Consider the following 17335-nt stretch of genomic DNA (forward strand, 5'->3'; position numbering starts at 1 on the left):
GCACGTCGTCGCCGACTCCGTCGGCGAACGCTGGTTCAACAAGCGCAACACCGCGCTCGCGGGTTCGTACACGACGATCGACGCCGGTGTCGGCTATGCGTTCGACCGCTGGGAGTTGCGCCTGGACGGCTACAACCTGTCCGACCGGCGCGACGCGGTTGCCGAGAGCGAACTCGGCGATGCGCAGTACTACCGCATGCCCGCGCGTTCGTACTGGCTCAGCGCGCACTACACGTTCGGCACGCACTGAACGAAACGCCGGCCCGCGCTCGCGCGCGTGCCGGCGACTGCCGTCGCGGGCGTCACCGCGTCGCCGGGGCGCCCTCGTCGAGCGCGACTTCGTGCTCGAAACCGGTCACCGCGGACCACGTGTCCGCGGAACGGGTGAGGATCGTCACGATCGCACCATGCACGGATTCGGCAGGTCGAGCGCCGGCGGACGACGCGTCGCCGCCGCGGTTGGCCCGCACGCCTTCGGCGGGCACGTTCTTCGTCGCCAGGCCATCGTCCGTTTCCGTCAGGCACCTCACGAAGCGTGGAATCGTCGTGCAGGTTCAGCGCGACGCGGGAATCGTGAACGGTGCCGACACCGGGCAGCCGGTGCGCATGCGCTTGCCGCAGCTGCGTGGGGCCAGGCTCTTGTCGAGGCACACGCGCACCTCGACCAGGTCGCCCTGGCTGCAGTGCAGGCTCAGCATGTCGTCGGCGAGGCCGGGGTTGGCGCGCTTGAGCGCTGCGCGCAGGTCGCCCGCGCGCATCGACAGGTCATGTTCCGGCGCCTTCAGCTCGGCCGGTACCCGTACCGTCGCGTAGGCGCGGTCGGCGAGCCTGAAGTAGGCGGAGGGCGGGAGGCCGCTGCAGCTGCCGTGCGCGTGCCATTCGTGGTTGATGAGGCGCCGGCTCGGCATGAACGCGAGCGTCGTCTCGACCGTGCGGCGGTCCGGCTTCTGGTCGGTGCGGCAACGCTGCGGGCCGCCGCCGCCCTCGTACTGCGGCCACAGGCCATGCAGCACGAAGCCGTAGCCCTTGTGGCCGCACTGTTCTTCCTCGTCGGGGTGGGTCTGGCAGAACGTCGGTGACCATGAAAGCGCCATCACGTAATAGTCGTAGCGGCCGGAGCTGTCCGACACCGCCTCGGTCTCCGGCGCCGTGGGCGCATGCGAACGGCGCGCCGACGCGACGCTGCAGGTTGCGGCGGACAGGGCGGCGGCGAACAGCACGGCGAGGCGTGGCGTCATGGCGTCATTCCCGGATGCGATGCGCGCACGCTAGCACGAGGTCGCCGCCGCGGCATGCGCGCGTACGCGCTATGATCGCCGTTCCATTTCCGCAAAAACCCAATCTCGCATGTCCAGACGCATCGCCGCCCGCCGCTCGCCGATCCATGGCAATGGCGTTTTCGCCCTCGTCGACATCCCCAAGGGCGTCGAACTCATCGAGTACCGGGGCAAGCGCCTCACCCATGCCCAGGCCGATCGCCTGTACGCCAACACGAGCGACACCGGCCACACCTTCCTGTTCACGCTCAACGACAAGTACGTCATCGACGCGAACAGCGAAGGCAACATCGCGCGCTGGATCAACCACAGCTGCAAGCCGAATTGCCGCGCGCTGCTCGAGGAAGACGAGGGCGGCGATCCGCGCAAGGATCGCGTCCTGATCGAGACGCTGCGGCCGCTGCGCGCCGGCGAAGAGCTCACCTACGACTACGGCATCGTGCTCGACGAGCGCCTGACGCCGCGCCTCAAGGCGATCTGGGCCTGCCGCTGCGGCGCGCCGCGCTGCAGCGGCACCTTGCTCAAGCCCAAGCGCAAGCCGGCCGGCGCGCGCAAGCAGGCCGCCAAGCGCGCCCGATCCTGAACGGGCCGTCGCGCCACGCGCGAGCGGTCGGATCGCGCGACCGGCGGCCGCGCGGTCGATTGTGCGCGCGGCGATTTGACGCGTAGGATGCGACGGCGGAGAGCATCGTTGCGGGGGCATCGGGGCACGTGAGCAACAGCAGGACCATTGCGGTCGTCGGGGTGTCGGAGCAGGAGGTCGCGCATCTGCGGCTGCTGCTGCGCAAGTGCGGTGACGAGATCGGCCAGACCTGGCGCTGGGGCGACGAAGACGTCGCCGACCTCGTCGTCGTCGACGTCGACGCCTTCGCGGGCCAGATGGCGCGCACGCGTGCGCAGGGCGCGGGCATCCGCTGCGCGGTGTTCAGCGACCGCCCGGTCGACGGCGCCGACCTCGTGCTGCGCCGTCCGCTCACGCGCGCGAACGTGATCGACGTGCTCCGGCAGGCCGCCACGCCCGCGGTCGCGCGCACCGACGTCGGTGCGCATACCGACGACTTCTACACGCGCGACCTCGGCGAAAGCGTGCAGGCAGCGCCGGCGAACGAGCCGGAGGTGCATGAGGTTCCGGTCGCCGGGCTCGACGAGGCGCTGCAGCCGCAGCCGCTGGAATTGCGCGACATGGTCGGCCGCGACGCGCCGCCACTGCGCGCGCCGCCGGCGGAACCCGCGCGCAAGTACGCCACGCGCGAGAGCATGCTCGCCGACACCGCACCGCGTGAGCTGCGCGAATACCTCGACGGCACCCTGCTGACGATGCCGGCGCGGTACGCGCTCGGCGGCGCGCCTCCGCTGGTGCTCGATCCCAAGAACAAGGTCGCGCACGCGCCGGCCGCGCTCGGCGCGCTCGAGCCGTACTGCCGCGCGAAGTGGCGGCTGTGCGACTGGCAGCCGCTGACCGGCGCGGAACTCGCCGAGGTGCGCGCCGAACAGCAGTCGCATGCGTATTCGCGCCTGGTATGGCTGCAGGTGCTCGTGCAGTCGGACGGTCATCTCGCCAAGCATCTCGACCCCGGCGGCACCTACAAGATCAAGCACTGGATCGAGATCGACAAGGACCTCGGCCGCTATTTCCGCATCGCTTCGGCGATGCTGCAGCCGGCACGCCTGCACGAGATCGCGGCGGCCGCGTCGGCGCCGATGGCCGAGGTGTTCAATCTCGTCAATGCCCACGACGCGATCGGCAACATCGAGTGGCAGCCGCGCGCGCGCCGCCAGGAAGCCGCACCGCCCACGCCGTCACTGATGGGCCGCATCAAGAAACCCTGGGGCCGTTCGTACCGCTAGCCTTCGCGTTGGGCCTCGCCACGGCGGCACGCGCTGCGCGCGCAACGCCTACGCGAAATGCGAGGCGCCGGGGTAGGCGTAGGGCGGGTCGAGCGCGCAGCGCGAGTCCCGCCGGGGATCTGGCGCCGCGCAAGGCTTTTCAGCCCCCAGCCCCCAACCCTCGATACGCATGCACCTCGTCGACGAGCGCCGCGACATGCTCCGGGTCGATATCCGGCGTGATCCCGTGGCCGAGATTGAAGACATGCCCCGGCGCGCCCGCGTACGCATCGAGCACCTTGCGTGCCTGCGCGCGGATCGTCTCGGGCGAAGCGGCGAGTACGGCGGGGTCGAGGTTGCCCTGCAAGGCGACGCGGGCGCCGACGCGCGCGCGCGCTTCGCCGAGGTCGATCGTCCAGTCGACGCCGAGCGCATCGCAACCCGTATCGGCGAGCGCCTCGAGGTGGCCGTTGGCGCCTTTCGAGAACAGGATCAGCGGCACGTCGCGCGTGGCCGGGTCGCCTCTCAGGCGCGCGGCGATCGCCGCGAGCGGGCGCAGCGAGAACTCGCGGAACATCGCCGGCGCGAGCAGCCCGCCCCAGGTGTCGAACACCATCAGCGCCTGCGCGCCCGCCGCGGCCTGCGCGGCGAGATAGCGTGCGACCGACTCGACGAGCGTATCGAGCAGGCGATGCATCGTGGGCGCATCCTCGAGCGCGAGCGCCTTCGCGCGCGCGAAGCTCGACGAGCCTTCGCCTTCGATCATGTAGCAGGCGAGCGTCCAGGGGCTCCCGGAGAAGCCGATCAGCGGCGCGCGCCCGGCGAGTTCGCGGCGAACCAGGCGCACCGCATCGACGACGTAGCGCAGGTCGGTTTCCGGATCGGGTACGCCGAGCCGCGCGATGTCGGCCGCGCTGCGCAGCGGGCGCGCGAACTTCGGCCCTTCGCCTTCGACGAAATGCAGGCCCAGGCCCATCGCGTCCGGGATCGTGAGGATGTCGGAGAACAGGATCGCCGCGTCGAGCGGGAAGCGCGCGAGCGGCTGCAGGGTCACTTCGCAGGCGAGTTCCGGCGTCTGCGCGAGCGCGAGGAAGCTGCCCGCGCGCGCACGCGTCGCGCGGTACTCGGGCAGGTAGCGGCCGGCCTGGCGCATGATCCAGATCGGCGTCGTGTCGACGGGTAGGCGGCGCAGCGCGCGCAGGAAGCGGTGGTCGGGCGTAGTGGTCGTCATGGCCTGCACAACGGAAGGAGGATGCGGTTCGGGCCGTCGCGGCGGCGCGCGCGCGCGGCGGTCGGGGAAATCGGCACGGGCGGCGCGCTCAACGCGCGTACGGCCCTTCGAAGCCCTGGCGGAACATCACATGGAAGCCGCGCCGCAGCTGCGCGTCGCGTGCGTGCTCGAACGCCGTCAGCGCCGCATCGCGTTCGAGGTAGACCTCGCGCTTGCTGCTCGCGCGGCTGCCTTGCTGGCCCCATTCGCGAAACAGCGTCCAGCCGCCGAGCAGGTCCTGCTGCAGCACGAGCTGGTAGTAGCGCGGCGCGTCCGCGCCGGCGGGTTTGGTCTGCATGAAGAGGCGCATGGGGCGTCGCGATCAGAGCATCGCGGATTGTAGCGTCTGCGCCGCGGCGGGCGTTAGCACCGCGCGCCAGTGCGACGACTTGCCGGGTACGGCCTTCTTGATCCGGGCGGGGCGGCAGGAAAAGCGCATCGCCGGTTCCATCATCGTTGCGGAGTGCGCGGCGCGGCTGATTTCGCAGGCGCCGGATCGGTTAAGCTGAACGGCACACAGACACCCTGGGGAGGGGATCATGGCACTTTCGCGCTCGCTCGGCGCGGCCATCGCCGCGGCCGTCGTCAACATCGGTCTCCTGCACGGCGCGCACGCCGCCGAGGCGGATCCGCAAGCAGGTTCCAGCGCTCCGGTCGACGACAAGGTCACCGAGCTCGAAGGCCTCACCGTACTCGGCTCGCGCCGCTACGACCGTTCTTCGGACACCGAAACGGCCGTGCCGGTCGACGTGCTGCCGATGCAGAAGGCGGCCGAGCAGGGTGGCAACTTCGATCTCGCGCAGACGCTGCAGTACACGGCACCTTCGTTCATTTCCGGCCACCAGACCGGCGCCGACAATGCCGACTCGGTCGATTCGGCCGCCCTGCGCGGGCTCGGTTCGGACCAGACCCTCGTGCTCGTCAACGGCAAGCGCCTGCACTCGACCGCGCTGGTGAACCTGTTCGGCGCGCGCAACCGCGGCAATACCGGCACCGACCTCAACACGATCCCGCTGCTCGCGATCGACCACGTCGAGATCCTGCGCGACGGCGCCGCCGCCCAGTACGGTTCGGACGCGATCGCGGGCGTCATGAACATCGCGTTGAAGCGCCGCAAGGGCTGCGAAGGCGTCGTCGGTTACGGCGAATACTCGCGCGGCGACGGCGAGAACTGGCTCGCCTCGGCTTACTGCGGATTCCAGGTCGGCAACGACGGTGTCGTCGCGCTGACCGGCGAATACCTCGACCGTGGCCGCTCGAACCGCTCGGGTCCCGACAACCCGCGCACGATCGGCGATACCGCGGTGGAGAACGGCACCGTCTACTTCAACGGCGACATCCCATTCGGCGACGGCATGCATTTCTACTTCGACGGCGGCCTGCAGAACCGCAGCGCCTCCTCGGGCGCGTTCGCGCGCGGCGGCATCGGTTCGGACGACATTCCCTCGCGCAACTCCGAAGCGATGTACCCGGACGGCTTCGTGCCGTTCATCGACCCGTACGTGCAGGACCGCCACGGCACCGCGGGCGTGTGGTGGAACTGGAACGACTGGCGCGTCGACGCGTCGCAGACGTTGGGCTACAACAAACTCATCGACACGATTCGCCACACGCTCAACGCATCGATCGCCAACTACGACCTCGAGCACGGCGGCCCCGGCATCAGTCCGGACGAATTCAACGCGGGCGGCTTCTCGTTCACCCAGGCCACGACGAACCTGGATTTCTCGCGCTTCTTCGATGGCTGGCTGCACGGCGTCAACATCGCGTTCGGCGGCGAGTTCCGCCACGAGAACTACGAGATCTACGCAGGCGAACCCGGCTCGTACATCGACGCCGACGGTCCCGGCGGCGGCAACGCGGGCAGCCAGGGCTTTCCCGGCTTCCAGCCAGCCGACGCGACCGACAAGAGCCGCCACAGCTGGGCCGGCTACGTCGACGTCGAGACGAACTGGACCGACCGCTTCATGACCGACCAGGCGCTGCGCTACGAGGACTACAGCGACTTCGGCTCGACCACGACCGGCAAGATCGCCGGCGCGTTCCGCGTGACCGACCAGTTCCTGCTGCGCGCGTCGGCGAGCACGGGCTTCCGCGCGCCGTCGCTGCAGCAGCGCTGGTTCTCCTCGACCTTCACCGACTTCATCAGCGGCGAACCGGTCGACGTCGTGCTCGCGCCGAACGGCGGGCCGATCGCGCGCGCGGCCGGCATCCCGAACCTGAAGGAAGAGACTGCACAGAGCGTCACCGCGGGCTTCACCTGGAAGCCGACCGACGCGCTATCGATCACGCTCGACGGCTATCGCATCGACATCGACGACCGCATCGTGCTGACCGGGTACTTCGACACGTCCGATCCCGACATCGGCGAAATCCTGCAGCAGCTTGGCGTCGGTTCCGCACAGTTCTTCGTCAACTCGGTCGACACGCGCACGCAGGGCCTCGACCTCACGATCAGCCATGGAATGGATCTCGGCCAGGGCCGCCTCGAGAGCTTCTTCGCGTTCAACCACGGTACGACCAAGGTGCGCAAGGTGCACACACCGCCGTCGCTGGTCGGCCGCGAGGATTCGCTGCTCGGCGAGCGTGACCGCCTGTTCATCGAAGGCGGCGCGCCGCGCTCGAAGGCGACGCTCGGCTTCGACTACGCGATCGGCGACTGGGACGCAAACCTCAAGCTCATCTATTTCGGCCGCATGACGCTCGGCACGTTCTCCGGCCCGCCGGTGCCGAACCAGCACTACGGCGCGGCGACGTCCGCCGACGTCAGCCTCACCTACAGCCTCGGCGAGAACACCAAGCTCACCGTCGGCGGCACGAACATCCTCGACAAGTTCCCGACTGCGCAGAACCCGGACGAGACCGACAACGGCTTCAAGTACGAAGCGGTGCAGTTCGGCCTGAACGGCGCGGCGTGGTTCGTGCGCCTGGCGCACAGGTTCTGACGCGCGGCGCGGGAACGTAGTCGTGGGAGCGACTGTCTTGGCCGGTCGACGCTTCGAAAATTCCCGTTCGCGCTGAGCGCAGCCCGCGAAGCGGGCGGAGTCGAAGCGCCCGGCGTCGAGGCAACGGTCCTTCGTCTCCGGCCTGCGGCCTGCGCCCAGGGCGAACGGATGGAGGTGAGCGCCGCTCCCGTGGGAGCGGCTTCAGCCGCGATGTTCCGCAGCCATCAGCGCTCAGCCATCGCCTCACCGCACCTCCGCCACACACCGCTTCAGCAACAGATTCGGCCCATCCTCGCGCGGTGCGCAGACGACGCTGTCGAGGATGTGTCCGCCCTGCGTCGCGGCGAGGTTGCAGCTCATGTTGGTCGCGCGCAGCCCGTAGTTGTCGATGAGGCGGCGCGCTTCGGCATCGGCGATGCGGCGCTGTTCCGGCCGCATCGCGTCCTCCATCTTCTCGACGATCGCGTGATAGCCGCGCTGGTTGACCTCGGCCGCGACCTTGAGCCAGGCGTAGCCGGTGAGATCGTCGCGCGCCGTGCCCTGGCCGAGCAGGTACATGCGGCCGAGCGCGGACTGGCTTTCCTTGTCGCCCGCGCACGCGGTGCGCTGGAACGCGGCGAACGCCTCGTCGTAACGCTTGCCTTCGTAGGCGCGCTTGGCCTTGAGCAGCATCGAGCGCCAGTCACCCGGCAGCACGCGGTCGAACCCGTCCGCGATCGAAGCGGCAAGCGTGGCGCCGCTCGCGACGACGGCGAGCAGGACGACGAGGCGAACGAAGGTCTTCTTCATGGATCACGGCTTCCTTGTGGCATGGGCCGGAACACTAGCGCACGCCGGCACGGCGTCAACATCCGGAAGTCAGGGGTGATGGTGCCCGATGCGAACAAATGGACGGCTCCCGGCGCAGGAGCCAGGCACGTTGCATCGCGCGAACCTCAGGACGGTGCAAGCACGCCGCGGATCGCCTCCGCCTCGACGTCCGGGACGATGTCGGCAGCGCCGATCCCCCGCCACAGGATCAACCGCAAGCGACCACCGAGGTTCTTCTTGTCGAGCTGCATGAGCGACAGCAGGCGTTCCGGATCGACCGTCGGCGCCGCCGTCGGCAGGCCGAACGCCGCGAGCAGATGCGCGAGACGCTGTGCGTCGTCGCGCGATGCGCGGCCGAGATCGGCCGACAGCCGCGCGGCGAGCAGCATGCCGATCGCCACCGCCTCGCCATGCAGCAGGGTGCCGTAGCCGGTCGCTGATTCGAGCGCGTGCCCGAACGTATGGCCGAAGTTGAGCAGCGCGCGCTCGCCCTGCTCGTGCTCGTCGCGTGCGACCACGCCGGCCTTGTGGCGACAGCTCGCCGCGATGGCTTCGGCGAGCACGCCCCCGTCGCGCGCGTTCAGGGCATCGGCGTGGCGTTCGAGCCAGGCGAAGAAGGCGGGATCACCGATCGCGCCGTACTTCACGACTTCGGCGAGTCCGGCACGATATTCGCGTTCGGGCAGCGTCGCCAGTGTCGTCGTGTCGGCGATCACCGCGCGCGGCTGGTGGAAGGCGCCGACGAGATTCTTGCCCGCGGGCAGGTTCACGCCGGTCTTGCCGCCGACCGACGAATCGACCATTGCGAGCAGGGTGGTCGGCATCTGCACGAAACCGATGCCGCGCATCCAGCACGCGGCAGCGAAGCCGGCGAGGTCGCCGATCACGCCGCCGCCGAGCGCGAGGATCGTCGCGTCGCGATGGGCGCCGAGCGCGGCGAGCGCCTCGAACACGCGCGCGCAGGTCGCCAGGGTCTTGTGCGCTTCGCCGTCGGGCAGCACGAGGCTCGCATGGAGATGGCCGCGCAGGCTTGCCTCGACGCGGGCGAGGTACAGCGGCGCGATGGTCTCGTTGCTGACCACGAGCACGTGGCGGCTGCCGATCGCGCTGCGCCACAGCGGCGCGTCGGCGAGCAGGCCGGCGCCGACATGGATCGGGTAGCTGCGCTCCCCGAGCGCGACGTCGAGCGAGATCATGCAGCCTCCGGGTTGCCGCGTTGCCAGCGCGCCTCGAGCAGGTCGAGCAGGTCGTGCGCCGCGTGCGTGCTGTTGCCGACGCCGGTCGACGCGAGGCGCAGGTCCGCCACGTCGGCGTACAGCGGGTTGCGTTCCATCGCGAGCCTCTCCAGCCGCTCGCGGCGGTCGGGAGCCTGCAGCAGCGGCCGCTGCCGATCGCGCGCGAGTCGCGCGAGCTGCGCATCGACGGTCGCGTCGAGCCAGATCACGAAGCCGTTCTCGCGCAGCGTGCGCCGGTTCTCCGGCGCGAGCACCGCGCCGCCGCCGGTGGCGAGCACGATGCCGTGGCGCATGGCGATCTCGTCGAGCATCGCGCGTTCGCGCCGGCGAAAGCCCGCTTCGCCTTCGAGCTCGAAGATGAGTCCGACGGCCGCGCCCGTACGCGATTCGATCTCATGGTCGAGATCGATGAACGGCATGCGGAAGAGATCGGCGATGAGGCGCCCGACGGTGGTCTTGCCGGCACCCATCGGACCGACCAGGAACAGGCTGGGTGCGGGATTCATGCACGAATGCTAGCAAAGGCGGCGCTCGCGCAGGCGCGCGCGTGCGGCCCCGGGCCGGTAGAATCCGCGGGCACGCGGCGCCGAGCCGCCCACGACGCCCGCCTTTCCGCCATGCTCCGTTTCATGCTGTTGTTCGTCGCCATCCTCGGCGTCCTGTTCGTCGCCGAGCTGATGCATCCGGTCGAGCAGCACGTGATCGAGCCGTTCACCGCGGGGGTGGCCAAGGTCAGCGTCTGGCTGGTCGGCCTGTTCGATGCGCATGTCGTGTCCTATGGCAAGGTGCTGCAGAGCACGCGCAACGGTTTCGCGATCTCGATCGAGCGCGGTTGCAACGGCGTCGAGGCGGTCATCATCCTCGTCTCGGCCATGCTCGCCTTCCCGGCGCCGTGGAAGTACCGGTTGGCCGGCATCGGCATCGGTTTCGTGGCGATCCAACTGCTCAACCTCGTGCGAATCATCAGCCTGTTCTACCTCGGCCAGTGGAACCGCGTCTGGTTCGACTGGTTCCACTTGTATCTTTGGTCGGCCCTGATCGTGCTGGATGCGCTGGTCGTGTTCCTGGTATGGCTGCGCTACCTGCCGCGCGCGCGCGACGAACCCACCTGAGCCGCGCCGCGGCGGCGTGTCGCGACCGCGCGCAGCTTTGCTATAGTGGGGCCGCCCTCCCACAAGGAGTCCCGCCATGTCCGTCGCCAAGGTCATCGAACTCAGTGTCTCGTCGCCCAAGGGCATCGAGGATGCGGTACAGCAGGGGTTGCGCAAGGTTTCGCAGACGGTCAAGAACATCCGCGGCGCCTGGGTGAACGAAATCAAGGTCGTCACCGGCGACGACGGTGCGATCACCGAGTGGCGCGTCAACATGCGCGTGAACTTCGTCGTCGAGTGACCCGGTTCGCCGAAGGAGCGCCCGCCGCCGCGCACGACGCCACCGCCATGAACAGACTCGGTCTGGTAGTCGGATTGCTCGAGGATGACCAGGACATGGCGGCACTGGTCGGTCAGTGGCTGGAGGAGGCCGGTTACACCACCCGCCTGTTCCGCAGCGTCGGCGAATATCGCCGGCGCCAGGGCAGCGAGGCGGTCGACCTGCTCCTGCTCGACTGGATGCTGCCGGATGGCAGCGGCATCGAAGTCATCGAAGGCATCCGTTCCTCGCCCAACTCCCGCCTGCCGGTGGTGTTCCTGACTGCGCGCGACAGCGAGGACGACATCGTCCGCGGCCTCGCCAGCGGCGGAGACGACTACGTCGTGAAGCCGCCGAAGCGGCGCGAGCTGATCGCGCGCGTGAGCGTGGTCCTGCGCCGCCATGGTGCGGATGCCGAGGCCATCGAGACGATCGAGCTCGCGCCGTACTCGCTCGACGCGCGCCGCCGCCGCATCAGCGTCGACGGCCGCGACGTCGAGCTGACCCAGCGCGAGTTCGACCTGGCGAGTTTCCTGTTCCGTCGCCATGGCCGCATCGTCAGCCGCGACGCGCTGCTGGAGAACGTATGGAATCTCAGCTCGGCCGTGTCGACGCGCACGGTCGACACGCACGTGAGCCGGCTGCGCAAGAAGCTCGAACTCAGCGGCGAGCATGGCTGGCGCCTCGCCGCTATCTACCAGCACGGCTATCGGCTCGAGCAGATCTGAGCCGGCCGACGCGCCGGCGCGGCGCGCCGCCATACACCGGGAGTTCGCGATGGCCACCGCAGGAAAACGGAGCCCACGCCGGAAGGCCGACCCGCCGAAGCGGTCGGCGCCCGCGCGGCGGGCGATGGCGGCCCGCACGCAGACCAGGAGCACCATCATGGCAGATCCGAAGAAACCCGCCGCGGACGGCGGCGCGGACCGCAACGTCGACCAGATCCGCGACATCCTGTTCGGCGGCCAGATGCGCGACTACGAGCGGCGCTTTCAGGACCTGAACCAGCGCTTCGAGGCCGAGCTCGCGCGCCTGCGCGAGGCGCAGGACAAGCGCCTCGCGCAGATCGACAAGCGCCTCGACGACCAGCTGGACAAGCTTGGCAAGCTCGTGCGCCAGGAAATCGAGGACCGCAACGGCGCGATCGACGACCTCGAGTCGCGCCTGCAGCAGTCCGCGCGCACCGCGCGAGGCGAGGTCAACAAGGCACTCGAGGCGCTCGCGCGCGAAATCGCGCAAAGCGACGAGCGCCTGCGTGGCGCGATCGGCGAACTCGGCGCGAGCTTCAACGCGCGCGTCGGCGAGGCCGATTCGGCGCTCGCGCGTGCCGGTGCGCAACTGCGCGCCGAAAAGGTCGGCCGCGACGACCTCGCCGCCTTGCTGACCGAATTCGCGCTGCGGCTGCGCGGCGACTTCGACCTGCCGTCGCCGAAGTAGGCGGCCGGGCGGGAGCGCGGCGATGACCAGCTCCGGAATCGGCGACCTCGGCGGCCGTCCCGCCATGCCGGCCGTCGTGGGCGGTACCGTCGCCGAGCCGACGTTGCACGAATCGGCATCGGTCGACGATCTCGAACGCCTGCGCGAGCTGCTGCTTGGCGACGAGCGACGCGAACTCGCAAAGGCGCGCGAGCGCATCGCCGAACTCGAACGCGCGCAGCGCGAACTGCCGGTCCGCTTGCCCGGCGCGGCGGTCGAGGCGCTGCGCAACGAGCGGGGCAATCCGCGCGTCGCCGCCGCCTTGTCCGAACCGGTCGCGCAGGCACTCGGCGAGGCGGTTCACAAGCACCGCCAGGGCCTCGTCGACGCGCTGTTCCCGATTCTCGGGCCGATGATTCGCAAGTCGATCGCCGAGGCGCTGCGCGCCTTCGTCGCCAACCTCAACGGCGCGATCGAGAGCAGCTTCACGGTGCGCGGGCTCAAGTGGCGGTTCGAGGCCTGGCGCGGGGGCGTGCCGTATGCAGAGGTCGTGCTCAAGCACCGGCTCGCCTACGGGATCGACCATGTGTTCCTGATCGAGCGCGCGAGCGGCCTGGTGCTGCACCATGCATCGGCACCCGGCGTGGCGCCGCTCGACGCCGATGCGATCGCGGGCATGCTCACCGCGCTCGGCGATTTCGTCGACGATTCGGTCGGGGACGACAGCGGCGGCGCGCTCGAATCGGCGCAGGTCGGCGAGCACCTGGTCTGGATCGAGCATGGGCCGCGCGCGAATCTCGCCTGCTTCGTGCACGGCGTGCCGCCGGCGCAGCTGCGTTCGCTCATGGAACAGCGGCTCGAGGAGATCCACGCGCGCCTGCTCGCGTCGCCGGACGATGCGTCGCGCTCGATTGGCGACAAGGTGGAAGTGCGCGAACTGCTCGATCCGGCATCGCTGCTGCGCGACACCGACGAGGTGACCGCGCCGGCCACCACGCGCGCGCCGTCGCGCCTGCCGCTGCTGGTCATCGCGCTGCTCGCCTGCGCACTGCTGGCTGGGTTCGCCTGGCAGCGCTGGCGCTGGAACGAGCGCGTCGACGCGTTGCGCGCGCGCCTCGTCGCGCATCCGGGATTCGTGCTCACCGGCATCGATGCGAGGCCGTGGCGCGCGCTCACCGTGCATGGCCTGCTCGATCCGGATTCGGAGCCGCTCGATGCGCTGCTCGCGCACGCCGACCTCGGCCCGGCCGTGCCGCGGCTGGACACGAGCGCGTACGTGTCGGCCGACGACGCCGCGGTCGTTCGGCGCGCGACGCGACTGCTCGCTCCTCCGGCGTCGGTTGCGCTGACCGTGCACGAGCGCGTGTTGCGCCTTTCAGGCGTCGCGCCGCAAGCATGGATCGACGATGCGCTCGAACGGGCGGCGTTGATCGCCGGCGTCGCGCGCGTCGAATCCTCGCTCGCGCCCGCGGGCGACGCCGCGGCGGATGCACGCGCGCAGATCACGCGCATCATCGCCGGGCTCGAGGCGCGCCACGTGCCGTTCGTGCAGGATGCGCAACCGGTGGAGGGCGCCGACGCCATCGTCGACGACCTCGCGGCGTCGTTGCGCCGCAACGCCGTGCTCGCCCCGGCGGCCGGGCTCGACGTCGAGACGGTCGCTTACGGCAGCAACGACGACAGCGGCCTCGACGAGACCAATGCACGCCTGCGCGCGGAGCGCGCGCAATGGCTCGAACGCGCGCTCGCGGCGCGCGGCATCGCCGGCGTGCGCGTCGCGGATGCCGCCGGGGTGGCCGACGCGCCGGACCGGCGCGGCGCCGAACTGCGCGTGATCGTGCGCGAGGTGCAACGATGAACCCGGCCACGTACAAGGTATGCATGCTCGGCGATTTCGGCGTCGGCAAGACCAGCCTCGTCGCGCGCTACGTGCGCAGCACGTTCTCCGACAAGTACCTCACGACCGTCGGCGTCAAGGTCGACAGCAAGGAGATCGCAAGGCCTGGGCATGATCCGCTCAAGCTCGTCCTGTGGGACATCGCGGGGCGCAGCACGCTCGATGCGCCGAGCACGACCTACCTGCGCGGCGCGGCCGCGTTGCTGCTCGTCGCCGACGGCACCCGCGAAACGAGCCTGAGTTCCGCCCTGAACCTGCTCATGCAGTCGCGCGATACGCTGCCCGACGCGATCGCCGTGCTCGCGGTCAACAAGCTCGATCTCATCGAGCGCTGGGAGGTGGCAGCGACGACGCTGGCCGAATTGCGGCGCAGCCTGCCGGTGTTCGAGACGAGCGCGCTGTCCGGCGCGGGCGTGGAGGAGGCGTTCTCGGAGCTCGCGCGGAGGCTGGCCGGATGATCGTCGATGCGACCTGGCCGCCGGCCGTCCAGGCCTACCTGCGCGCGGTGCTGCTCGATCGCACGCACCTGCTGCTGCTCAGCTTCGCACAAGGATGGCGCCTGCTCGGCCTGCAGGGCGACCCCGCGTTCTACGGCCTCGAGCCCGAGGCTCGCGACGGCCTGCGGCCCCTGCAGGACCTGTTCGTCGGCTTGCCGCTCGATGGCGACCAGGACATCCCGTTCGTCGAACTCGCCAACGGGCGCAGCGCCCACGTGCACCTCGTCGCCGATCGCGACGGCTTCCATGTGCTGCTGCTCGATGCGGAGGAAGCGCGTTCGCAGCAGCGCGTGCAACAGCAGCTCGTCCACGAGGCGGTGATCGCGGGCCACGCGAAATCCAAGGCGATCGGCCAGCTCAAGGACATCCGCGACGAACTCGGCCGCCAGCGCAGCAGCCTCGAGGAGGCGAATGCGTTGAAGAACGCGCTGATCGCGACCCTGAGCCACGAGTTCCGCACGCCGCTGACGGCGATCTTCGGCTACCTGCACCTGGCCGAGCGCCGCGCGGCCGGTGACGCGGCGTCGCTGCAGGCGTTGCAGGCGGTGCGTCGCAGCGCGACCTACCTGTTCGCGCTCGCCGAAAACCTGCTCGAGTACGGTCGCGGCGAAGCCACCGGCGCACTGCTCAACCCGGTCGAGGTCGACCTCGGTGCGCTGCTCGCCGACCTCGAAGGCATGTTCGCTCCGCTGGCCGAGGCGAAGGGCATCGCCTTCCGCGTGACGCTCGCGCACGCGGAGGTGGCCACGCCGCGCTTCGACGAGGTAAAGTTGCGCCAGATCGCCGTCAACCTGTTGTCCAATGCGGTGCGCTATACGCATCGCGGGGAGATCGGTCTTTCGCTGGAGTGGCGTGATCGCCGCCTCGTCCTCGACGTGCGTGACACCGGCATCGGCATCGCGCCCGAGTTCGTCGGCCAGGTGTTCAAGCCGTTCAACCGCGGCGCGCAGGCCGGTTGCAGGGGCGCCGGGCTCGGCCTCAGCATCGTGCGCCGGCTCGTCGACCAGATGCACGGCTCGCTCGCGCTCGAATCGCAGCCGGGGCAGGGCACGCATTTCCGCATCGAGCTGCCCTCGATATCGCTGGTCGCATCCGCCGCCGACACGTTGTCCAAGCTCGGCGGCCAACGCGCGTTCGTCGTCGACGACGACGCGGACGTCGCGCAACTGCTCGAGGTGCTGCTGGAAGATCTCGGCTTCGAGGTGCAGGTGCTCGGCGACGCCGCGGCAGCGATCGCGCGCGCGATGGACGAGGCGCCGGACCTGCTGCTCGTGGACGTCGAACTGCCCGGCCTTTCCGGCAATGCCGCGGTGTATCGGCTGCGCGCACAAGGATACCGCGGGCCGATCGTGGCGTTGTCCGCCAACGCGACGACCGGCGCGCGCGACGCGTCGCTCCGGGCCGGCGCCAACCATTACCTGACCAAGCCGCTCAACCTCGAACGCTTCGTCGCCGTCGTGCGGCGCGCGGTCGGGGAAGGCGCGAAGGAGGCGACATGAAACGAGTGGATCGCAGCATGGTGACGACCGCGAACGACCTGCACGGGCATCGCGTCGCGGTGAGTCTCGGCGTCGTGCGCGGCATCACCGTGCGCTCGCGCAGCGTCATCGGCAACATCGGCGCGGCGCTGCAGACGCTCGTCGGCGGGAATATCAGCCTGTTCGCCGAGTTGTGCGAGCGCGCGCGCAGCGATGCGTTCGATCTCATGCTCGAGCACGCGGCGCAGCTCGGCGCGAACGCGGTGATCGGCATGCGCTACGACGCGAACGAGATCGCGCAGGGCGTGACGGAGGTGCTCGCGTACGGCACGGCGGTGATGGTCGAACCGGCGCGCTGAGTGCCGGCGGGTGCTCGCGTATGATCGCGGCATGACGATCCTGCTGCGCGACACGCGCCCCGGCGACCACGACGCGATCGTCGCGCTCAACGCGGCCGAAGTACGCCACACGAGCGCGATGGACGGCGCGCGCCTCGGCGTGCTCGCCGCGCTCGCTGCCCGCCACCGCGTCGCCGTCGTCGACGGCGAGGTCGCTGCGTTCCTGCTCGCGATGCGCGAGGGCGCCGCGTACCGCAACGACAACTACGCGTGGTTCGCCGCGCGCTACGCGCGCTTCTGCTACGTCGACCGCATCGTCGTCGGCGCGCGCTGGCAGGGGCGGCGCCTCGGCTCGCTGCTCTACGAGGACCTGTTCGCATGGGCGCGCGCGCACGCGATCCCGCTCGTCGCCTGCGAGTTCAATCGGGTGCCGCCCAACGAACCCTCGCGTGCATTCCACGCGCGGCACGGCTTCGTCGAAGCGGGGCGCCAGTGGCTCGGCGGCAAGCAGGTTTCGATGCAGGTCGCCGCGCTCGACTGACGCTCAGGACATTGGCATCGACGATTCGTCGACGAAGATCGCCGGCACTTCCCACGGATGGTTCGGCCGGATGCCCGTTTCGATCAGGCGCCGCAGTCGCGCGTCGTCGCGTGGGATGCAGAACTCGACCCGGACGCTCGGCGCGCGCACGAGTTCGTCGATGCCGCCGAGCGTCGGGTTCGCCCCCGCGAGTGGACGGAACTGTTCGATCGACGGCGCGGAAATCCACGCCGAATGCGCGTAGTCGCCGATGCGCAGGTCGTCGACCGAGCAGACGCCATCGACGACACGCTCCACATGGTCGACCGGTACGTAGACTGCGATGCGGTAGACCGGCACCAGGCGCATCGTGTCAGGGGAACAGCATGCGCCGCGTCCAGCGGCCGTCGGCGCC

At 69.9% G+C, this 17335-nt stretch carries 21 protein-coding genes; 13 read left to right on the plus strand and 8 right to left on the minus strand.

What is annotated here, in order from left to right; translation table 11 throughout:
- The coding region (locus tag ACTHK2_RS14670) for a hypothetical protein (RefSeq protein ID WP_440246459.1) at positions 1–250 on the plus strand (250 nt) is incomplete at its 5' end.
- 52 nt (positions 251–302) lie between these two features.
- Here the strand turns inward: ACTHK2_RS14670 and ACTHK2_RS14675 are convergent.
- Both ACTHK2_RS14675 and ACTHK2_RS14680 read right to left on the minus strand, forming a co-directional pair.
- Positions 303–530, minus strand: coding sequence for a hypothetical protein (locus tag ACTHK2_RS14675; RefSeq protein WP_440246460.1), 228 nt, complete (start codon positions 528–530; stop codon positions 303–305).
- A 24-nt stretch (positions 531–554) separates the two neighbouring features.
- Positions 555–1238: a ribonuclease T2 family protein gene (locus ACTHK2_RS14680; RefSeq protein ID WP_440246461.1), complete on the minus strand. Its 684-nt coding sequence runs from the start codon at positions 1236–1238 to the stop codon at positions 555–557.
- 109 nt (positions 1239–1347) lie between these two features.
- Here ACTHK2_RS14680 and ACTHK2_RS14685 point away from each other — a divergent pair, with 109 nt between their 5' ends.
- Both ACTHK2_RS14685 and ACTHK2_RS14690 read left to right on the plus strand, forming a co-directional pair.
- Positions 1348–1860, plus strand: coding sequence for an SET domain-containing protein (locus tag ACTHK2_RS14685; protein ID WP_440246462.1), 513 nt, complete (start codon positions 1348–1350; stop codon positions 1858–1860).
- Positions 1861–1988: 128 nt separating this feature from the next.
- The gene (locus tag ACTHK2_RS14690; protein WP_440246463.1) at positions 1989–3125 is read left to right on the plus strand and encodes a hypothetical protein; all 1137 of its coding nucleotides are present in this window, start codon (positions 1989–1991) and stop codon (positions 3123–3125) included.
- A 139-nt stretch (positions 3126–3264) separates the two neighbouring features.
- Here ACTHK2_RS14690 and hemE read toward each other — a convergent pair whose 3' ends face one another.
- The gene (gene hemE / locus ACTHK2_RS14695; protein ID WP_440246464.1) at positions 3265–4335 is read right to left on the minus strand and encodes a uroporphyrinogen decarboxylase; all 1071 of its coding nucleotides are present in this window, start codon (positions 4333–4335) and stop codon (positions 3265–3267) included.
- Positions 4336–4423: 88 nt separating this feature from the next.
- Positions 4424–4684 (minus strand): WGR domain-containing protein, encoded by a 261-nt coding sequence (locus tag ACTHK2_RS14700; protein WP_440246465.1) that lies wholly within the window; start codon positions 4682–4684, stop codon positions 4424–4426.
- 229 nt (positions 4685–4913) lie between these two features.
- Between ACTHK2_RS14700 and ACTHK2_RS14705 the strand changes: the two genes are divergently transcribed.
- Positions 4914–7319, plus strand: coding sequence for a TonB-dependent receptor plug domain-containing protein (locus ACTHK2_RS14705; RefSeq protein WP_440246466.1), 2406 nt, complete (start codon positions 4914–4916; stop codon positions 7317–7319).
- A gap of 243 nt (positions 7320–7562) precedes the next feature.
- Here the strand turns inward: ACTHK2_RS14705 and ACTHK2_RS14710 are convergent, their stop codons facing one another.
- The 3 genes from ACTHK2_RS14710 to ACTHK2_RS14720 form a co-directional block, all read right to left on the minus strand.
- Positions 7563–8108: a hypothetical protein gene (locus ACTHK2_RS14710; RefSeq protein WP_440246467.1), complete on the minus strand. Its 546-nt coding sequence runs from the start codon at positions 8106–8108 to the stop codon at positions 7563–7565.
- Positions 8109–8254: 146 nt separating this feature from the next.
- Positions 8255–9325, minus strand: a complete 1071-nt coding sequence (aroB, locus tag ACTHK2_RS14715; protein WP_440246468.1) for a 3-dehydroquinate synthase — start codon at positions 9323–9325, stop codon at positions 8255–8257.
- A complete protein-coding gene (locus tag ACTHK2_RS14720) occupies positions 9322–9870 on the minus strand; it encodes a shikimate kinase (protein WP_440246469.1) in 549 nt (182 codons plus the stop codon). Before ACTHK2_RS14720 ends, aroB begins: the two co-directional genes overlap by 4 nt.
- A gap of 111 nt (positions 9871–9981) precedes the next feature.
- Here ACTHK2_RS14720 and xrtH point away from each other — a divergent pair, with 111 nt between their 5' ends.
- From xrtH to ACTHK2_RS14765, 9 genes are all read left to right on the plus strand, one after another.
- The gene (xrtH, locus tag ACTHK2_RS14725; RefSeq protein WP_440246470.1) at positions 9982–10476 is read left to right on the plus strand and encodes an exosortase H; all 495 of its coding nucleotides are present in this window, start codon (positions 9982–9984) and stop codon (positions 10474–10476) included.
- A 76-nt stretch (positions 10477–10552) separates the two neighbouring features.
- The gene (locus ACTHK2_RS14730; RefSeq protein WP_131999836.1) at positions 10553–10756 is read left to right on the plus strand and encodes a dodecin family protein; all 204 of its coding nucleotides are present in this window, start codon (positions 10553–10555) and stop codon (positions 10754–10756) included.
- Positions 10757–10803: 47 nt separating this feature from the next.
- Positions 10804–11502 carry a response regulator transcription factor gene (locus ACTHK2_RS14735; protein ID WP_440246471.1) on the plus strand — a complete coding sequence of 233 codons (699 nt, stop codon included), beginning with the start codon at positions 10804–10806 and terminating at the stop codon, positions 11500–11502.
- A 157-nt stretch (positions 11503–11659) separates the two neighbouring features.
- Positions 11660–12211, plus strand: coding sequence for a hypothetical protein (locus tag ACTHK2_RS14740; RefSeq protein ID WP_440246472.1), 552 nt, complete (start codon positions 11660–11662; stop codon positions 12209–12211).
- A 22-nt stretch (positions 12212–12233) separates the two neighbouring features.
- On the plus strand, positions 12234–14048 hold the full coding sequence (locus ACTHK2_RS14745; protein WP_440246473.1) for a hypothetical protein: 1815 nt from the start codon (positions 12234–12236) through the stop codon (positions 14046–14048).
- Complete coding sequence (locus ACTHK2_RS14750) at positions 14045–14545, plus strand: Rab family GTPase (protein ID WP_440246474.1); 501 nt, start codon at positions 14045–14047, stop codon at positions 14543–14545. Before ACTHK2_RS14745 ends, ACTHK2_RS14750 begins: the two co-directional genes overlap by 4 nt.
- Positions 14542–16083 carry an ATP-binding response regulator gene (locus ACTHK2_RS14755; protein ID WP_440246475.1) on the plus strand — a complete coding sequence of 514 codons (1542 nt, stop codon included), beginning with the start codon at positions 14542–14544 and terminating at the stop codon, positions 16081–16083. Before ACTHK2_RS14750 ends, ACTHK2_RS14755 begins: the two co-directional genes overlap by 4 nt.
- Positions 16080–16421, plus strand: a complete 342-nt coding sequence (locus ACTHK2_RS14760) for a YbjQ family protein (protein WP_440246476.1) — start codon at positions 16080–16082, stop codon at positions 16419–16421. The genes ACTHK2_RS14755 and ACTHK2_RS14760 overlap by 4 nt, the downstream gene beginning before the upstream one ends.
- 31 nt (positions 16422–16452) lie before the next feature.
- Positions 16453–16941 carry a GNAT family N-acetyltransferase gene (locus ACTHK2_RS14765; protein ID WP_440246477.1) on the plus strand — a complete coding sequence of 163 codons (489 nt, stop codon included), beginning with the start codon at positions 16453–16455 and terminating at the stop codon, positions 16939–16941.
- A 3-nt stretch (positions 16942–16944) separates the two neighbouring features.
- Here ACTHK2_RS14765 and ACTHK2_RS14770 read toward each other — a convergent pair.
- On the minus strand, positions 16945–17335 hold a 391-nt coding region (locus ACTHK2_RS14770), incomplete at its 5' end, for a hypothetical protein (protein ID WP_440246478.1).

It is taken from the genome of Dokdonella sp., assembly GCF_051958935.1.
Lineage (GTDB): Bacteria > Pseudomonadota > Gammaproteobacteria > Xanthomonadales > Rhodanobacteraceae > Dokdonella_A.